This is a genomic window from Catenuloplanes sp. NPDC051500, assembly GCF_044454585.1.
Classification (GTDB): Bacteria; Actinomycetota; Actinomycetes; order Mycobacteriales; family Micromonosporaceae; genus Catenuloplanes.
On the sequence record NZ_JBITDX010000012.1, the window covers coordinates 177,491 to 194,328 of the forward strand.

13 protein-coding genes are annotated in these 16,838 nt (G+C 70.5%); 11 read left to right on the forward strand and 2 right to left on the reverse strand.

What is annotated here, in order from left to right; all coding sequences use genetic code 11:
* Positions 1 to 299 precede the first annotated feature (299 nt).
* Positions 300 to 1,349 (forward strand): threonine synthase, encoded by a 1,050-nt coding sequence (thrC, locus tag ACIA8K_RS24610; RefSeq protein WP_396063173.1) that lies wholly within the window; start codon positions 300 to 302, stop codon positions 1,347 to 1,349.
* Between the two features lie 52 nt (positions 1,350 to 1,401).
* On the opposite strand, the gene ACIA8K_RS24615 is transcribed toward thrC, so the two are convergent.
* Positions 1,402 to 1,902, reverse strand: a complete 501-nt coding sequence (locus tag ACIA8K_RS24615) for a MarR family winged helix-turn-helix transcriptional regulator (RefSeq protein ID WP_396063043.1) — start codon at positions 1,900 to 1,902, stop codon at positions 1,402 to 1,404.
* A gap of 116 nt (positions 1,903 to 2,018) precedes the next feature.
* Between ACIA8K_RS24615 and ACIA8K_RS24620 the strand changes: the two genes are divergently transcribed.
* The 4 genes from ACIA8K_RS24620 to ACIA8K_RS24635 all read left to right on the forward strand — a co-directional run bounded on the left by ACIA8K_RS24620 (position 2,019) and on the right by ACIA8K_RS24635 (position 7,947).
* Complete coding sequence (locus ACIA8K_RS24620; RefSeq protein ID WP_396063045.1) at positions 2,019 to 5,306, forward strand: efflux RND transporter permease subunit; 3,288 nt, start codon at positions 2,019 to 2,021, stop codon at positions 5,304 to 5,306.
* Positions 5,307 to 5,374: 68 nt separating this feature from the next.
* Positions 5,375 to 6,595: an MFS transporter gene (locus ACIA8K_RS24625; RefSeq protein ID WP_396063047.1), complete on the forward strand. Its 1,221-nt coding sequence runs from the start codon at positions 5,375 to 5,377 to the stop codon at positions 6,593 to 6,595.
* Positions 6,596 to 6,918: 323 nt separating this feature from the next.
* A complete protein-coding gene (locus tag ACIA8K_RS24630; RefSeq protein WP_396063049.1) occupies positions 6,919 to 7,749 on the forward strand; it encodes an SPFH domain-containing protein in 831 nt (276 codons plus the stop codon).
* Positions 7,750 to 7,761: 12 nt separating this feature from the next.
* On the forward strand, positions 7,762 to 7,947 hold the full coding sequence (locus tag ACIA8K_RS24635; protein WP_396063051.1) for a hypothetical protein: 186 nt from the start codon (positions 7,762 to 7,764) through the stop codon (positions 7,945 to 7,947).
* On the opposite strand, the gene ACIA8K_RS24640 is transcribed toward ACIA8K_RS24635, so the two are convergent.
* Positions 7,937 to 8,287 (reverse strand): hypothetical protein, encoded by a 351-nt coding sequence (locus ACIA8K_RS24640; protein ID WP_396063053.1) that lies wholly within the window; start codon positions 8,285 to 8,287, stop codon positions 7,937 to 7,939. The two genes, ACIA8K_RS24635 and ACIA8K_RS24640, sit on opposite strands and share 11 nt — an antisense overlap.
* A gap of 78 nt (positions 8,288 to 8,365) precedes the next feature.
* Between ACIA8K_RS24640 and thrB the strand changes: the two genes are divergently transcribed.
* The 6 genes from thrB (at position 8,366) to prfA (ending at position 16,810) form a co-directional block, all read left to right on the forward strand.
* A complete protein-coding gene (gene thrB, locus ACIA8K_RS24645) occupies positions 8,366 to 9,310 on the forward strand; it encodes a homoserine kinase (RefSeq protein ID WP_396063055.1) in 945 nt (314 codons plus the stop codon).
* A gap of 363 nt (positions 9,311 to 9,673) precedes the next feature.
* Positions 9,674 to 11,818: a transcription termination factor Rho gene (gene rho / locus ACIA8K_RS24650; RefSeq protein ID WP_396063057.1), complete on the forward strand. Its 2,145-nt coding sequence runs from the start codon at positions 9,674 to 9,676 to the stop codon at positions 11,816 to 11,818.
* A gap of 144 nt (positions 11,819 to 11,962) precedes the next feature.
* Entirely contained in the window at positions 11,963 to 13,150 is a 1,188-nt protein-coding gene (locus ACIA8K_RS24655) for a nitric oxide synthase oxygenase (RefSeq protein ID WP_396063059.1), read from the forward strand.
* 43 nt (positions 13,151 to 13,193) lie between these two features.
* On the forward strand, positions 13,194 to 15,239 hold the full coding sequence (locus ACIA8K_RS24660) for a methyl-accepting chemotaxis protein (RefSeq protein ID WP_396063061.1): 2,046 nt from the start codon (positions 13,194 to 13,196) through the stop codon (positions 15,237 to 15,239).
* A gap of 153 nt (positions 15,240 to 15,392) precedes the next feature.
* The gene (rpmE, locus tag ACIA8K_RS24665) at positions 15,393 to 15,623 is read left to right on the forward strand and encodes a 50S ribosomal protein L31 (protein ID WP_396063063.1); all 231 of its coding nucleotides are present in this window, start codon (positions 15,393 to 15,395) and stop codon (positions 15,621 to 15,623) included.
* Positions 15,624 to 15,718: 95 nt separating this feature from the next.
* Positions 15,719 to 16,810 carry a peptide chain release factor 1 gene (prfA, locus tag ACIA8K_RS24670; protein ID WP_396063065.1) on the forward strand — a complete coding sequence of 364 codons (1,092 nt, stop codon included), beginning with the start codon at positions 15,719 to 15,721 and terminating at the stop codon, positions 16,808 to 16,810.
* The last annotated feature ends 28 nt before the right edge of the window (positions 16,811 to 16,838 follow it).

The window sequence follows — 16,838 nt, forward strand, 5'->3', positions numbered from 1 at the left end:
TGTGGAGCAACGCGCACACAGTGCCAGAGGCGCATGCTCACCGGATATGCCGGAAATGGATCACGACTGCTCATCCGCAGGTCGCCGGGGCGCCCCCGGCGCTGAAGAGAAATCTGCCAGAGCGCGCGGACCGGCGAATCCCGGGAATGTGCCACAGTCGGGGAGGTTCACCTCAGACCCGCACCAATCACCCAGATGGGCCGCGGATGTCCCGCCAGGTGGGTACCGCGCGGAGTGTCCTCGACCGGTGGCCGGGAGGTAGGGCAGGCTAGGGGCGAATGCCGAACGAGGAGAGCATCATGTGGCGTGGCCTGATCGAGGCGTACCGGGACCGGCTGCCGGTCTCCGAGTCGACACCGGTGATCACCCTGCACGAGGGGAACACGCCCCTGGTGCCGGCCCCTGAGCTCTCCACGCGCACGGGCGCCGAGGTCTGGCTCAAGGTCGAGGGCGCGAACCCGACCGGCTCCTTCAAGGACCGGGGCATGACCATGGCGGTCTCCCGCGCGGTCGAGGACGGCGCGAAGGCGATCATCTGCGCGTCCACAGGGAACACGAGCGCGTCCGCCGCGGCGTACGCGGCCCGTGCCGGCATCACCTGCGCGGTGCTTGTGCCGCAGGGCAAGATCGCGCTGGGCAAGCTGGGCCAGGCGCTTGTGCACGGTGCCAAGCTGCTTCAGGTCTCCGGCAACTTCGACGACTGCCTTGCGCTCGCCTCGAAGCTCTCGCTCGACTACCCGGTGGCGCTTGTCAACTCGGTGAACCCGGACCGGCTGCACGGCCAGAAGACCGCGGCGTTCGAGATCGTGGAGGCGCTCGGCGACGCGCCGGACATCCACTGCCTGCCGGTCGGCAACGCGGGAAACATCTCCGCCTACTGGATGGGCTACCAGGAGGACAAGGCCGCGGGCAACGCCACGCGTACGCCGCGGATGTTCGGCTTCCAGGCGTCCGGCGCCGCGCCGATCGTCAACGGCGAGGCGGTGCGCGAGCCGTCCACGATCGCCACCGCGATCCGGATCGGCAACCCGGCCAGCTGGACCAAGGCGGTCGACGCGCGGGACGCCTCAGGTGGCCTGATCGCGGCCGTCACCGACCGGGAGATCCTCACGGCGTACCGGCTGCTCGCCCGCTCCGTGGGTGTGTTCGTCGAGCTGGGCAGCGCGGCAAGCGTCGCGGGTCTGCTGCAGCAGGCCGAGGCCGGTCTCGTCCCGGCCGGGTCCACAGTGGTCTGCACGGTCACCGGCCACGGCCTGAAGGACCCGGAGTGGGCGATCTCCACCGCCCCGTCCCCGACCACGATCCCGAACGACGTGCTGGCCGCGGCCCGCTCGCTCGAGCTCGCTTAGGCGATCACACCGCGCGATCACATCGAGCGCTGGCACATCAAGCGATGTCGCATCACACGCCGGGAGCCTGGTGCGGGCTCCCGGCGTCTTGCGTGGCCTGATCCTCGGCCGCGTCCTCCTCGGCGGCCGTGACAAGCAGCTCGGTGGCGCGAAGTATGACGTCCAGCTCGTCGGAGGACAGTCGCCGCAGCACCCGGGCCTGCCGTTCGGTGCCGGCCATGATGATCCGGTCGACGGTCTCCCGGCCGTGTGTGGTGAGCGACACACGGCGTACCCGCCGGTCGTGTGGATCTTCTTGTCGGTGGACGAGATCGTGCGCGACGAGCCGGTCGACGATGCCGGTGACGGTGGCCAGGCTGACGCCCATGAAGCGCTGCAGTTCCTGACCGGATGACCCCCCGCCAGCAGCGACCATGAGTAAAATTTTGAGTTGCGGCATGGTCAGGTGCGCGTCGAAGAGCGGGTTCGACCGGTCGTGTGCGAACAGGTACTGCATGCGGCGCTGGGTGTCCATGATCCGCGCGATCAGCCGGTCCTTGGCTTCCTCCGCCACACGCGTCTCCCGCCGTATCGACCCCTACGTGAAGTCCCCGATTGCGGGGTACTTGTTAGCGTAAGGCAAACTATTTGTGTCGAGCTAACTTACCCCAGCAGGAGAAGAGTCTGCTCATGTCCTTGCTCGCAAGACTGAGTCTCGCGAACCGGGGGCTTGTCGCCCTGATCGCGATCATCGTGACCGGTTTCGGGGCCTTCGCCATCCCGTCCCTCAAGCAGCAGCTCCTGCCCTCGCTGGAGTTCCCCGCTGCCTTCATCTTCGCGTCCTACCCCGGCGCCTCGCCGGACATCGTCGAGCAGCGGGTCACCGAGCCGATCGAGAACGCCGTCCAGGGGATCACCGGACTCGACGAGGTCACCTCGACGACGTCCGAGGGCACCGCGACGGTCCAGGTCGCGTTCGAGTTCGGCACCGACCTGACCGCCACCGTGGCGAAGATCGAGAGCAACCTCAACCGGATCAGCGCCCAGCTGCCGGACGACGTGGAGCCGACAGTCTTCGCGGGCAGCACCGCGGACCTGCCGGCCATCGTGCTTGCCGCGTCCGGCGGCGCCGACGAGCAGGCGCTCGCGGCCGCGCTCAACGAGAGCGTCATCCCCGAGATCCAGGGCATCGACGGCGTGCGGACCGCCGAGGTCAGCGGCGCGCGCACCACAATGGTCACCATCACGCCCGACCTGGCGAAGTTCGGCGCGTCAGGCGTCAGCCCGGCCGGCCTGGGCACCGCGCTGCAGGCCAACGGCGTCTCCATCCCGGCCGGCACGCTCACCGAGGGCGACCGCACGCTCACCGTGCAGGTCGGCACGCCGATCAACACGCTTGAAGACCTCCAGAACATCTACCTCACGGGTACGGGCGGCCGCGCGGTCCGCCTCGGCGACGTCGCGACCGTCACGGAGACGGTGGCCGCGCCCACGTCCTACACCCGGACCGACGGCGCCGACAGCCTCGGCATCTCGGTCACCGCCACGCCGGACGGCAACGCGGTGCGCATCTCCGAGGAGATCCGCGACCGGATCGCGGAGCTGGAGCAGGCCAGCGGCGCCACGCTCACTGTCGTCTTCGACCAGGCCCCGTTCGTCCAGAAGTCGATCGAGAGCCTGGCCACCGAGGGTGCGCTCGGCCTGATCATGGCCGTGATCGTCATCCTGGTCTTCCTCCTCTCCATCCGCTCCACGCTTGTCACAGCGGTCTCCATCCCGCTGTCGGTGCTCGTCGCGCTGATCGCGTTGTGGCTGCAGGACTACTCGCTCAACCTGCTCACGCTCGGCGCGCTCACCATCGCGGTCGGCCGGGTGGTCGACGACTCGATCGTGGTGCTCGAGAACATCAAGCGCCATCTCGGGTACGGCGAGGAGAAGCTGCACGCCATCACCACAGGTGTGCAGGAGGTCGCCGGCGCGGTGCTGGCGTCCACGCTCACCACCGTCGCGGTGTTCGCCCCGATCGCGCTTGTCGGTGGCTTCGTCGGGCAGCTCTTCGCGCCGTTCGCAATCACTGTGACTGTGGCGCTTGTCGCCTCGCTCATCGTGTCGCTGACGATCGTGCCGGTGCTTGCGTACTGGTTCCTCCGCCCGCCGAAGGGCACGGCCGAGGAGGCCGAGACCGCCCGCAAGGCCGCGGAGGAGAAGGAGCTGCGCAGCCCGCTGCAGCGGACCTACCTGCCGGTCATCCGCTTCGCCACCACCCGGCGCTGGACCACGATCCTGATCGGCCTCGTGCTGCTCGCCATCACCGGCGGGCTCGCGACGCAGCTCAAGACGAACTTCATCGACCAGTCCGGCCAGGACACGCTGAGCATCTCCCAGACGCTGCCGATCGGCAGCAGCCTGGAGGCGACGAACACGCAGGCCAAGCGGGTCGAGGCGGTGCTCTCCTCGTCGGACCAGGTCAAGTCGTATCAGGCCACGGTGGGCGGCGGCGGCCAGGCCGCGCTGTTCAGCGGCGGTGGCGGTGGGGGCAACTCGGCCAGCTACTCCGTCACGCTGGAGGAGGACGTCGACACCGAGGCGTTCACCGAGGAACTGCGCACGAAGTTCGAGGACCTGGGCGACCCGGCCGGCGAGATCACCGTCGGCGCGGACTCCAGCAGCGGCTTCAGCGGCAACTCGCTCGCGGTCGTGGTCAAGGGGTCGGACGCGGAGACGCTTGCCGCCGCGGCCAAGCAGGTGTCGGACGCGATGGCCGCCACGCCTGACGTCACGGACGTCACGAGCGACCTCGCCGAGAGCGTGCCGCGCATCGACATCGCGGTGGACCGCGCGGCGGCGACCGCGCGCGGACTCACCGAGGCGCAGATCGGGCAGCTTGTCTCCGGCGCGTTCCGGGCGGCGCCGATCGGCCGGGTCACGCTTACCGGCGGCGAGCGCAACGTCGTGCTCAACTTTGGCGGCACCGCGCCGGCCGACCTGACCGCGCTGCGGGCGTACCCGCTGCAGACCGCGACCGGGATCGTGCCGCTCGACGACGTCGCGGACGTCACCGAGGTCCAGGGGCCGGTCGAGATCACCCGGATCGACGGCGACCGCAGCGTCACCGTCACCGGCACGGTAAGCGGCTCCAACGTCGGCGCCGCGACCACCGCGCTCACCACGAAGCTTGACGAGCTCACCCCGCCGGCCGGCGCCAGCTGGGAGATCGGTGGCGTCAGCGCGGACCAGGCCGAGGCGTTCGGGCAGCTGGGCCTCGCGGTCCTGGCCGCCATCGCGATCGTCTTCGTCATCATGGTCGCGACGTTCGGCTCGATCGTCCAGCCGCTGATCCTGCTGATCTCGATCCCGTTCGCGGCTACAGGCGCCATCCTGATGCTGCTGGTCACGGACACCGCGCTCGGCGTACCCGCGCTGATCGGTGTGTTGATGCTTGTCGGCATCGTGGTCACGAACGCGATCGTGCTGATGGACCTGATCAACCAGTACCGCAAACAGGGGTACAGCGTGCAGGACGCGGTGATCGAGGGTGGCCGGCATCGACTGCGGCCCATCCTGATGACCGCGATCGCCACCATCTTCGCGCTGACCCCGATGGCGCTCGGCCTCACCGGCGAGGGCGGGTTCATCTCGCAGCCGCTCGCGGTCGTGGTGATCGGCGGCCTGATCAGCTCCACGCTGCTCACGCTGGTGCTGGTGCCGACGCTCTACACGCTTGTCGAGGGCCGGCGCGACCGTCGCGCGGACCGGAAGGCACGCAAGGCGGCGACGTCCGAGGCCGGCGTTCCGGCCCCGGTCCCGGCCGGCGCTCCGGCGCCGTCGTCCGCTCCGGTCGACTCGGTGGAGGAGACGCCCGCACCCACGCCGGCGCCGGCGCCGCAGCCGTCCGGTGCGCTTCGTGAGGGCACCGACCAGTTCGAGGTGCTCCGCCTGCCGCGCAGCCAGCAGTCCCCGCTGCCGCCGACGGAGTAGGTGACACAGGTCAAGGCGCTCTCCGGATACGTCCGGAGGGCGCCTTGATCGTTGAGTAAGGTCCCATCGTGAGTTCACCCCTGTCACTGCTGGCCCGTAACCCGGACTTCCGGCGGCTCTACCTCAGCGAACTCGTCGTCTTCGGCGCGGACTGGTTCATCATGGTCCCGCTGCTGGTCCAGCTGACCGACCTCACCGGCAGCGGCGTGCTCGGCGCGCTTGTGATGACCGTCGACACCGGCCTCAACGCGCTGCTGCTGCCCTACTCCGGCACAGTCGTCGACCGGGTCAACCGGCGCACCGTCATGATCACCGCGAACCTGGCCGCGCTCGCCGCGTCACTGCTGCTCTTCCTCATCCAGGGCCCGGACACCGCCTGGGTGGCGCTTCTCGCGATGGCCGCGGTGGCAATCGCCAAGTCGTTCTACACGCCTGCCGCACAGGCCGCGCTGCCCAACGTGGTCGACGCCGCGGACCTCCCCGCCGCCAACGCGCTCGCCGGCGGTGCCTGGGGCGTCATGGTCGTGGTCGGCGCCTCGGTCGGCGGCGTGGTCAGCGGTTTCGCCGGGCCGTACGCCTGCTTCGCGATAGCCGGCGCCGGACTGCTCCTCGCCTCGCTGCTCACCTCCCGCATCCGCCGCCCGCTGCAGGCCCCGGCGCCGGACGGCCCGCCGCCGCACCCGTTCGCAGCGATCCGGGAGGCGCTGCGCTTCATCGGCGGCAGCTCCCGGCTTCGCGCGCTGATCACGGTCAAGTCCGCGGTCGGCCTCGGCAACGGCGTGATAGCGGTCTTCCCGCTGGTCGTGGCCTCCTACGGCGTCGGCCCGGCAGGCGTCGGAATCCTCTTCGCCGTGCGTGGCGCCGCAGTCCTGGCCGGCCCGCTGATCACCCGCAGGCTGCTCGACCACTCCACCTGGCTGCTGCCCGGCCTGGCGGTGTCGATGGGCGTCTACGGGCTCGCGTATGCGACAGCCGCGTTCGTGCCCTGGTTTCCGCTGCTGGTCGCGCTGGTCTTCGTCGCGCACTTCGCCGGCGGCACCAACTGGATGCTCTCCAACTTCGCGCTCCAAGGGGCGGTCCCGGACATGCTGCGCGGCCGCGTCTTCGCCACCGACCTGATGCTGACCACGATCGCCATCTCGATCAGCCAGCTCGGCGTCGCCGCGGTCGTCGACCACGTCAACCCCCGCCACATCATGGTCGCCAGCGGCACCGTAACGCTCCTCTACGCCTGCGGCTGGGTTGTACTTATGGTCGTCGCTCCGCTCCTCCGGGCTCGCTCTGCTTGATGGTCGTCGCTTCGCTCCTCCGGGCTCGCCGCCACTCCCGGCGATGACGGGCGGCATTCAGACGAAGGGCGTGTCTGAATGCCGCCCATCATCTCTGGTCGACCGCGTCTCACGACGTAGTCGAGCTGATCGCGGGTCAGGGGGAACTTCCAAGGGCCTGCGGGTGCGATGGGTTTGGGGTTCGCGATGCGAGTGGTGACTGAGGGTGGTCTTGGGGGTGTCTGGCGTTTCTGAGGTGGAGGACGGGTGGTAGCTTGGTGATATCACTTTGATATGGGGGAGATGTTATGGAGCGGGGAGTTTTTCGGGTCAACGGGTTTTTGGTGATAGCGCTGTTGGTCGTGCTGACGGCGATTGCGGGGGCGGTGGCGGGTCCGGCGGTCGAGGCGGACGGGGGTGAGGTGGTCGTCGGGGTCACGGCGGTGGTGCTGGCGGTGGTGCTGACGATCGCGGCGACCGGGTTCGTGGTGGTGAATCCGAACGAGGCGCAGGTGGTGCAGTTCTTCGGGCGCTACCTCGGGGTGATCCGGGCCGAGGGTCTGCAGTGGACGTGGCCGTTCACGGCGCGGCGGCGGGTGACGCTGCGGGTGCGCAACTTCGAGACCGACCGGCTCAAGGTGTCGGATGCGGACGGCAACCCGGTGGAGATCGCTGCGGTCGTGGTGTGGCGGGTGGTGGACCCGGCATCCGCGGTGTTCGCGGTGGACGACCACATCCAGTACGTGGCCGTGCAGGCGGAGACGGCCGTGCGGCACCTGGCCACCAGCTACCCCTACGAGGCGCACGACAGCGGCCGCTCAAGCCTGCGCGACAGCTCGGTGGTGAGCGAGGAGCTGACCGCGGAGCTGCGGGAGCGGTTCGAGCGGGCCGGCGTGGAGGTGCTCGAGTCGCGGACCACGCACCTGGCCTACGCTCCGGAGATCGCCCAGGCGATGTTGGCGCGGCAGCAGGCGAGCGCGATCGTCGGCGCCCGGTTCAAGATCGTCGAGGGCGCGGTCGGCATGGTGTCGAACGCGTTGGAGCGCCTGCGGGCCGAGCACGTGGTGGAGCTGGACGAGGAGCGGAAGGCCCAGATGGTGTCGAATCTGCTTGTGGTCCTCTGCGGCGACCGGGCCGCACAGCCCGTGGTGAATGCGGGCTCGCTGTACTCCTAGGGGGACCGGTCCATGCCGGAACGCAAGAAGCTGTTGTTGCGCCTGGATCCGCAGGTCTACGACGCGGTCGCGAAGTGGGCGGCCGACGACCTGCGCAGCGTCAACGCGCAGATCGAGTTCGCACTGCGCCAGGCGCTCCGGTCGGCCGGGCGGAAACCCAAGGCGGGTCCGCCGGCCGACGACGAGGCTACCCAATGAACGGCGGCTGCGGGGCGGGGTAGGGCCCCGCAGCCGGTGCCGACCGGGTCAGCACGGCCGCGATCAGCAGGCCGAGGCCGGCGACCGCGAGCCCGGCCGTGAGCACCCACTGCACGCCTGCCGCCATCGTGTAGAGCGACATGTCCTTCCGGATCAGGAACGGCAGCGCGACCTGCCAGCCCATCGAGGCGACGGTGGAGGCCAGCAGCGCCGCGAGGCCGGCCGTGGCGAGGCGGGTGGTCCGTGGCGGCAGGGCACGGGCCCGCGCGCGGACCAGGACCAGCCCGGCGACGCAGGCGATGAGCATCGGCAACGAGGTGACGGCCGCGAAGAAGTACATGGTCGGCAGGTTATCCGCAGGTCGCAACCGGTACGGGCCCGCGCGGAGGGGACCGGGCCGACCTCCTAGGCTGATCGGGTGGCTCTCTCCTTTGTCAGCGGCCCGGTGACGGTGCGCGTGCCCGCCACCAGCGCCAATCTCGGCCCCGGTTTCGACGCGCTAGGTCTCGCGCTCGGCCTCTACGACCACGTCACCGGCCGCGTCACCGAGGACGGCTGCGTGGTCACGGTGTCCGGCCAGGGTGCGGGCGAGCTCCCGCCCGGCGCGGATCATCTGGTGGCCCGGTCCGCGTACGCGGCGTTCGACGTGCTCGGCGCCCGCCCGCCCGGCCTCGCGCTCGAGTGCGACAACCGGATTCCGCAGGCCCGCGGCCTGGGCTCGTCATCTGCCGCGATCGTGGCCGGCATCGAGGTGGCCCGCGCGCTCGTGGAGAACGGCCGCACGCTGATGGACGACGCGGCCGCGCTGCGCCTGGCGAACGAGATCGAGGGCCACCCGGACAACGTGGCGCCCTGCCTGCTCGGCGGGTTCACGATCGCCTGGACCGGCGAGGACGGCGCGCACGCGGTGCGGTTGACGCCTGCTGCTGACGTGCATCCGACCGTCTTCGTCCCCGAGGTGCGCGGGCTGACCGCGCACGCACGCGCCGCGCTGCCGGCCGAGGTGCCGCACGTGGACGCCGCCCGCAACGCGGGGCGGGCCGCGCTGCTTGTCCACGCGCTGACCGCCGCCCCTGAGCTGCTGCTTCCCGCCACCGAGGACCGCCTGCACCAGGACTATCGGGCGCCCGGCATGCCGGAGAGCGCGGCGCTCGTGACACGGCTGCGGGCGGCCGGGGTGGCGGCCGTGATCAGCGGCGCCGGACCCACCGTGCTGGCATTGACGCAGGTCCCCGATGACTTCGAGGCGGGGGCCGGCTGGTCCGCCGCGCCGATTGCGGTGGACACGGACGGCGCCGGACTGTCCGGTAGTACACTTGGACTCGCCGAGCGGTACACTATTGCCGCAGGTCGCAAGAGTTGACTACGCTCTTGGCGTAGCACAGCCGCGACTAGCACCTTCGCGACTTAGTATGAGCCGCGATTAAGCAATACCGCGCTTTAGCACGACCGCGAAGCAAGCGATGATCTCCTGCGGGTCGGTGCACCCCCGAAGCTTTCGGCGGTCAGCCCGTCTCACCTCCTGCCTAGGCATGATGCCGATCCGCAGATGTCACGGCCGCTGTCGGCGGCGATCCCGATCTGTCGAAACCGGCCGATTGGAAACCGCCCTCCGGCTGCCGTGCTCACAGACTCCCGTGACGCGATATGCGAGGCGGGAACGAGGCCGCCCGGCCACCACTGACGAAACACCCGGGCAGCCCGGCCTTACGAGGGAAGGAATCCATTGAGCGACACCACCGACGTCACGTCGGATGCATCAAAGGTCGCTGACGAGGCCGCGGCCGGCACCACGCGCCGGCGGCGCTCCGGAACCGGCCTTTCGGCGATGCTCCTGCCCGAGCTGCAGAGCCTCGCCGCGTCGCTCGGCATTTCCGGCACTGCCCGGATGCGCAAGGGCGAGCTGACCGCCGCCATCTCCGAGCGTCAGAGCGGCGGTGCGGGCGGTGGCGCCCCCCGTCAGCGGGCGGAGGTCGCCGCGGCGGCCGCGCCGGTGCGCGAGGAGGTGCGGGCCGAGATCCGCGAGACCCCCGCAGCCGCCGCTCCCGCCGTCGCCGACGCCCCGGTGGCCGAGGCCCCGGCGGAGACGCGCGCGCCGCGCCGGGCTTCCCGTGCGGCCGGTGCCCCGGAGCCTCGCATCGAGACCGAGGAGCAGCCGGAGCCGCAGCGTGAGGGCCGCAGCCGCCGCGAGCGCAGCGACCGTTCCGACCGTGGCGAGCGTCCGGAGCGTGCTGAGCGCACCGAGCGTCCGGAGCGTGCCGAGCGCACCGACCGGGTCGAGCGCGGCGAGCGCACCGACCGCGGTGACCGGGCCGAGCGCACCGACCGCGGTGACCGGGCCGAGCGCACCGACCGCGGTGACCGGGCCGAGCGCACCGACCGTAACGACCGGGCCGACCGTCCCGAGCGCACCGACCGGGCTGACCGTAACGACCGGCCCGAGCGTGGCGACCGTGCCGAGCGTGGCGACCGGCCCGAGCGCAACGACCGGCCCGAGCGCGGCGAGCGTGCGGACCGTGGCGAGCGTGCCGACCGGGACCGGAACGACCGTTCCGAGCGGGCGCCGCGCGGCGCCGACCGGGACCGCGACAACGGCCCGGCCGACGAGGACGACGAGGACGGCAGCGGCCGCCGTGGCCGCCGGAGCCGTTTCCGGGACCGCCGCCGTGGCCGTAACGACCGCGGCGAGGTCACCGAGCGTCCGGAGCGCGGTAGCAACGAGCCGGCGATCTCCGACGACGACGTGCTCGTCCCGGTGGCCGGCATCATCGACGTGCTCGACAACTACGCGTTTGTCCGGACCACCGGGTACCTCTCCGGGCCGAACGATGTCTACGTCTCGATGTCGCAGGTGAAGAAGCACCACCTGCGCCGCGGTGACGCGATCACCGGTGCGGTCCGGGCGAGCCGGGAGGGCGAGGCGCGGCGGGACAAGTACAACCCGCTGGTCCGGCTGGACACGATCAACGGGATGGACCCGGAGGAGGCCAAGCGCCGCCCCGAGTTCTACAAGCTCACGCCGCTCTACCCGCAGGAGCGTCTGCGGCTGGAGACCGAGCCGCACATCCTGACCACCCGCGTCATCGACCTGGTGATGCCGATCGGCAAGGGCCAGCGCGCCCTGATCGTCTCGCCGCCGAAGGCCGGTAAGACGATGGTGCTCCAGGCGATCGCGAACGCGATCACTCACAACAACCCGGAGTGCCACCTGATGGTGGTTCTGGTGGACGAGCGCCCCGAAGAGGTCACCGACATGCAGCGCTCGGTGAAGGGCGAGGTCATCGCGGCCACGTTCGACCGGCCGCCGCAGGACCACACCACAGTCGCGGAGCTGGCGATCGAGCGGGCCAAGCGCCTGGTCGAGCTGGGCCACGACGTGGTCGTGCTGCTTGACTCGGTGACGCGTCTGGGTCGTTCCTACAACCTGGCCGCGCCGGCCTCCGGCCGCATCATGTCCGGTGGTATCGACTCGACCGCGCTCTACCCGCCGAAGCGCTTCCTCGGCGCCGCGCGCAACATCGAGAACGGTGGCTCGCTCACAATTCTCGCGACCGCGCTTGTGGAGACCGGGTCCATGATGGACACGGTCATCTTCGAGGAGTTCAAGGGCACTGGTAACGCGGAGCTGAAGCTGGACCGGAAGATCGCCGACAAGCGGACCTTCCCGGCCATCGACATCCACCCGTCCGGCACGCGTAAGGAAGAGATCCTGCTCGCGCCGGAGGAGCTCGCCATCACGCACAAGCTGCGCAAGGTGCTCCACTCGCTGGAGTCGCAGGCCGCGCTTGACCTGCTGCTCGGCCGCCTGAAGGAGTCGCGGACGAACATCGAGTTCCTGATGCAGATCGCGAAGTCGACGCCGGGCGAGTAACACGCTCCACAAGCAGAAGCCTCAGGGGGTACGGGTCATCCGTACCCCCTGAGGCTTTTTCGGGTTTGGGCCCGTGGGGTGGCTTTGTGGTTGAACATGAGGGTGTGTCGCGCTTGTTCGACGTCGACGCTGACGGGAGGCGACATGACCGTGCCCGGCTACCGGGACAATCCGGCCGCACCGTGGGACCCGGACGCCCCGGTGGACGCGATCGAGGCGGAGGAGTTCCTGCGCCTCTGCTACGGCGAGGAGAAGCGCCTCGGCCCGGTCGAGCCCCGGCTGGCCGTGGTGCGCGCGCAGATCGCCGCGACCGGCACCTACACGCAGACGCACGACGAGGTCGCCTACGGCGCGAAGGTGGCCTGGCGCAACGCCTCCAAGTGCATCGGCCGGCTCTACTGGCGCAGCCTGGTGGTGCTTGACCGGCGGTCGGCGACCACCGCGGACCACATCTTCACGCTGCTTCTGCGGCACCTGCGTCAGGCCACCGGCGCCACCAACCCGGGGCAGCTGCGGCCGGTCATCTCGATCTTCCCGCCGGCCACGCCGGGACGGCCGTACCCCCGGATCTGGAATGAGCAGTTGATCAGGTACGCCGGGTACCGGCGCGCGGACGGAAGCGTGGTCGGCGACCCGCGGATGGTCGAGTTCACCGAGGCGATGTCCGCGCTCGGCTGGTCCGGCGCGGGGTCGGACCACGACGTGCTGCCGGTGGCGATCGAGACGCCGGACGAGGGCGTACGGCTCTTCGAGCTGCCCGAGCACACCGTGCTGCAGGTGCCGATCACCCACCCCGACCTGCCCTGGTTCGGCGAGCTCGGCCTGCGCTGGTACGCGGTCCCGGCCATCTCGAACATGCGGCTGACAATCGGCGGCCTGCACTACCCGCTGGCGCCGTTCAACGGCTGGTACATGGGCACCGAGATCGGCGCGCGCAGCTTCGGCGACCCGGACCGGTTCGACGTGCTGCCGGAGACGGCGAAGCGGATGGGCCTGGACATGTCGTCGGACGCCACGCTGTGGCGGGACCGCGCGCTGATCGAGCTGAACCGGGCCGTGCTCCACTCCTATGACCTGGCGGGTGTGAAGATCTCCGACCACCACACCGAGTCGGAGCGCTTCCTCACGCACCTGCGCAACGAGGAGCGCGCCGGCCGGGTCGTGCCGGCGGACTGGAGCTGGATCGTGCCGCCGATCTCCGGTTCGGCGACCCGGGTCTTCCACCGCTACTACCACGAGGCGGATCAGCGCCCCGCGTTCTACCTGGACGAGGACGCGCACGAGCGGGCGGTGTGCCCGATGCGGCGGAAAACCTCAGCTTCGGGTCAGTAACGCCGATCCGGGGTGTGGAACGTCGGCGAGGGGATGTAACCGGATGTACCCACGGCTGCTGCTCCCGGTGCTGGCGATCTGGGATCGCACCCGGATGACCGTGCGACTCTCGATCATCATGGTGGTGCTGCTCGTGCCGTGCATGAGCGCGGTCTACGGCTTCGTCCACTTCTCCCAGGGCCAGATCTCGTTCTCCGAGCGCGAGGGCGAGGGCGCGGACGTGCTGCTGCCCGCGCTCGCGGAGTTCGGCGCCACGCTTGCCGGCGAGCGACCCGACCTGGCCGCGCTGACCACAGCGATCGAGGCGAACGCCGGCCTGTTCGAGGACGGCACGCTCGATGAGGTGCGCGACGCGCTCACCGAGGCCGCGACCGGGGACGCGACCTCGGGCGCGGGGCGGATCGCGTTCGGCGAGGCGATGGCCGCGTTCATCACCGGCGTCGCGAACGAGTCGAACCTGATCCTGGACCCGGACCTCGACTCGTTCTACCTGATGGACATGGAGGTCGTGCAGCTGCCGCGCGCGCTGCTGGCCGCCGCCCGGGCCGCCGCGCCGTCGGCGGAGACCGGCACCGCGCTGGTCGCCGCCCAGGCCGTCTACGCCTCCGAGCTGACCACTGTCGCCGGGAACCTGCGGGTCGGTGCGGAGACCTCGCTTGCGAACACCGCGGACGACACGCTCGCCGGGCGGCTCACCGGGGTGGAGCGGGTCGCGACCGCGGCCGAGCAGGTCGCCGCCGCGATCACGGCCGGGCTCGGTACCGCTGCCACGCCGGACCCGGCGCCGCTCGGTGAGGCAGTCCGCGCCGTCATGGTCGACCTCGACGCGGCGCTCGGCGGCCTGATCGCCACCCGGGTCGGCGGCTTCGAGGGCGAGCAGGACACCATCCTGGCGATCACAGTGGTCGGCGTGCTGCTCGCGGTCTACGCGGGCATCGGTCTCTGGTGGCACACCCGCTTCCACGTGCGGCACATGGTCGACGGCGTGCGGGCGATCGCGGCCGGTGACCTCGCGCCGCGCCCGCTGCCCACCGGGCGGGACGAGTTCGGCGACATCGGCCGGGCGCTCGGCACCGCGCGCGAGAAGATCGCGGCCCAGGAGGAGAGCCTGCGGGCCGGCCAGGACGCGCGCGAGCAGCAGATGCAGGCGGGCATGGCCCAGCAGCAGCGGTCCGAGGCGCTGCTGCGGGAGCGGGCGAAGGAGGCGATCTCGGAGACCTCGGCCACCATCGCCGTGGAGTTGGCAGAGGTGGTCAAGCAGGTCGAGCGGGTACGCGGCGCCACCAGCCGGATCGACGGGCAGATGGCCTCCGCCGAGCAGGTCACCCAGTCCGTGGTCACCAAGGCGGCGGAGGCGGACCGGGTCACCGGCGCGCTCACCGCAAGCCTGCGCCGCGTCGCCGAGATGGCCCAGGTGATCGCCGGGGTGGCGGACCAGACCCGGATGCTGGCGCTCAACGCGACGATCGAGGCGGCCCGGGCCGGCGAGATGGGCAAGGGCTTCGCGGTCGTGGCCGGCGAGGTGAAGGACCTGGCCACCGCGTCCGCGCGGTCCACCGAGCAGATCTCCAGCACCATCGCCTCGCTTGAGGCGGACGTGGCGGAGATGTTCACCGCGATCGGCGGCGTCACCGAGGGCATCGGCAGCGTGAACAGCGCCACGATCGAGCTGCGCCAGATCACGGCCGAGCAGCATCACATGGTGGAGAGCCTGGACCGGGGCGTGGCGGAGACGCTGGACCGGATCAACAACATGGTCGACCTGACCGACAAGCTGGAACGCCGCGAATTCCCCAGGTACGCCGACCACGGGCCGGTCACGCTGATCGTGGACGGCGAGCGGCACACCGGCCGGCTGCTCGACGTGAGCCTCGGCGGCATGCACTGCACCGCGCCCGGCCTGGACGCGCTGGGTCTGGGGACGAACGTCACCGCGGAGCTCCGGATCGGTGGCAGCACCATGCCGATCGCCGCGACCGTGGCCCAGCGCACCGGCGACGACCTGCGGCTACGCTTCCTCGACGTGTCGCCGGAGGTGCGCCAGAAACTAGGCAGGCACCTCGCCACGCTCGGGAATGTGCTGCCCTGAGACGCGGTTACACCACCCGGAACGGTCACCGTCTCCCGGTGCGAAACCCGCACCGGAGGCATGGCAGACTGGACCATCGGCCAGCGGTTCCGGTTCCCGCGCGACGATCCCCGTCGAGCGACCCGGCGACCACCCACGAGAGGACCGAGGCTCATGAAGAAGGACATTCACCCGCAGTACGCCGTCACCGAGGTGTCGTGCTCCTGCGGAAGCACGTTCACCACGCGGAGCACCGCGAAGGACGGCAAGATCAGCGTCGAGACCTGCAGCGCCTGCCACCCGTTCTACACCGGCAAGCAGCGCGTACTCGACACCGCGGGTCGCGTGGCGAAGTTCCAGCAGAAGTACGCCAAGGTCCAGAAGACCGCCGCGAAGACCAAGTAGCTTTCCGTTCGGCGCTCGTTCCCGTCATCATGACGGGGACGGGCGCCGTTCGTCTTTTCCGCCCCTCCCACGCGGTTCCTTTTGGAGATCTTGAGATGAGCAACGAACGGCTGCTGGCGCTCCTCGACGAGTACACGGACGTGGAGAAGCAGCTTGCCGACCCGGCCCTCCACGCGGACCAGAACACGGCGCGCCGTGTCGGCCGGCGGTTCGCCGAGCTCTCCCCGATCCACAAGGCGCACGCGGAGCTGGAGCAGGTTCGCGAGGATCTGGAGGCCGCCCGCGAGCTGGTCGCCGAGGACCCGGCGTTCGCGGCCGAGGCGGCGGAGCTGTCCACGCGCCTGCCCGAGCTGGAGGAGCGCCTCGCCGAGCTGCTCATGCCACGGGACCCCAACGACGCCAAGGACGTGATCCTGGAGATCAAGGCGGGCGAGGGCGGCGAGGAGTCCGCGCTGTTCGCCGGCGACCTGCTGCGGATGTACCAGCGGTACGCGGAGCGCCACGGCTGGGTCACCGAGGTCATCGAGGCGCAGAGCTCGGACATGGGCGGCGTCAAGGACGTCTCGGTGGCGATCAAGACCAAGGGCGTGCCGGACGGCGGCAACGGCGTCTGGTCCCGGCTCAAGTGGGAGGGCGGCGTGCACCGGGTGCAGCGCGTGCCGGTCACCGAGTCGCAGGGCCGCATCCACACCTCGGCCGCGGGTGTGCTCGTGCTGCCCGAGGCCGAGGAGGTCGACGTGCAGATCGACGCGAACGATCTGCGGATCGACGTGTTCCGGTCGTCCGGCCCCGGCGGTCAGTCGGTCAACACCACCGACTCCGCGGTCCGGATCACCCACCTGCCGACAGGCGTGGTCGTCTCCTGCCAGAACGAGAAGTCGCAGCTGCAGAACCGGGAGCAGGCCATGCGGATCCTGCGCTCCCGGCTGCTCGCGCACGCCCAGGAGGCGGCCGCGGCGGAGGCGTCCGACGCGCGCAAGTCGCAGGTGCGCACGGTGGACCGGTCGGAGCGGATCCGCACCTACAACTTCCCGCAGAACCGGATCACCGACCACCGGATCGGCTTCACCGCGTACAACCTGGACCTGGTGCTGGCAGGTGACGTGGACGGCGTGCTTGACGCGCTGACCCAGGCCGACCGGACCGCGCGGCTCGCCGGCGATTCGGAGCTGGCCCGCAAGGGGTGACCGAACCGGGCAGCTGAGGTGTCTATCT

Coding starts and splice junctions, on each gene's coding strand:
- thrC (WP_396063173.1), top strand. CDS start 300: ATGTGGCGTGGCCTGATCGAGGCGTACCGGGACCGGCTGCCGGTCTCC.
- ACIA8K_RS24620 (WP_396063045.1), top strand. CDS start 2,019: ATGTCCTTGCTCGCAAGACTGAGTCTCGCGAACCGGGGGCTTGTCGCC.
- ACIA8K_RS24635 (WP_396063051.1), top strand. CDS start 7,762: ATGCCGGAACGCAAGAAGCTGTTGTTGCGCCTGGATCCGCAGGTCTAC.
- ACIA8K_RS24640 (WP_396063053.1), bottom strand. CDS start 8,287: ATGTACTTCTTCGCGGCCGTCACCTCGTTGCCGATGCTCATCGCCTGC.
- ACIA8K_RS24655 (WP_396063059.1), top strand. CDS start 11,963: ATGACCGTGCCCGGCTACCGGGACAATCCGGCCGCACCGTGGGACCCG.
- ACIA8K_RS24660 (WP_396063061.1), top strand. CDS start 13,194: ATGTACCCACGGCTGCTGCTCCCGGTGCTGGCGATCTGGGATCGCACC.
- rpmE (WP_396063063.1), top strand. CDS start 15,393: ATGAAGAAGGACATTCACCCGCAGTACGCCGTCACCGAGGTGTCGTGC.
- prfA (WP_396063065.1), top strand. CDS start 15,719: ATGAGCAACGAACGGCTGCTGGCGCTCCTCGACGAGTACACGGACGTG.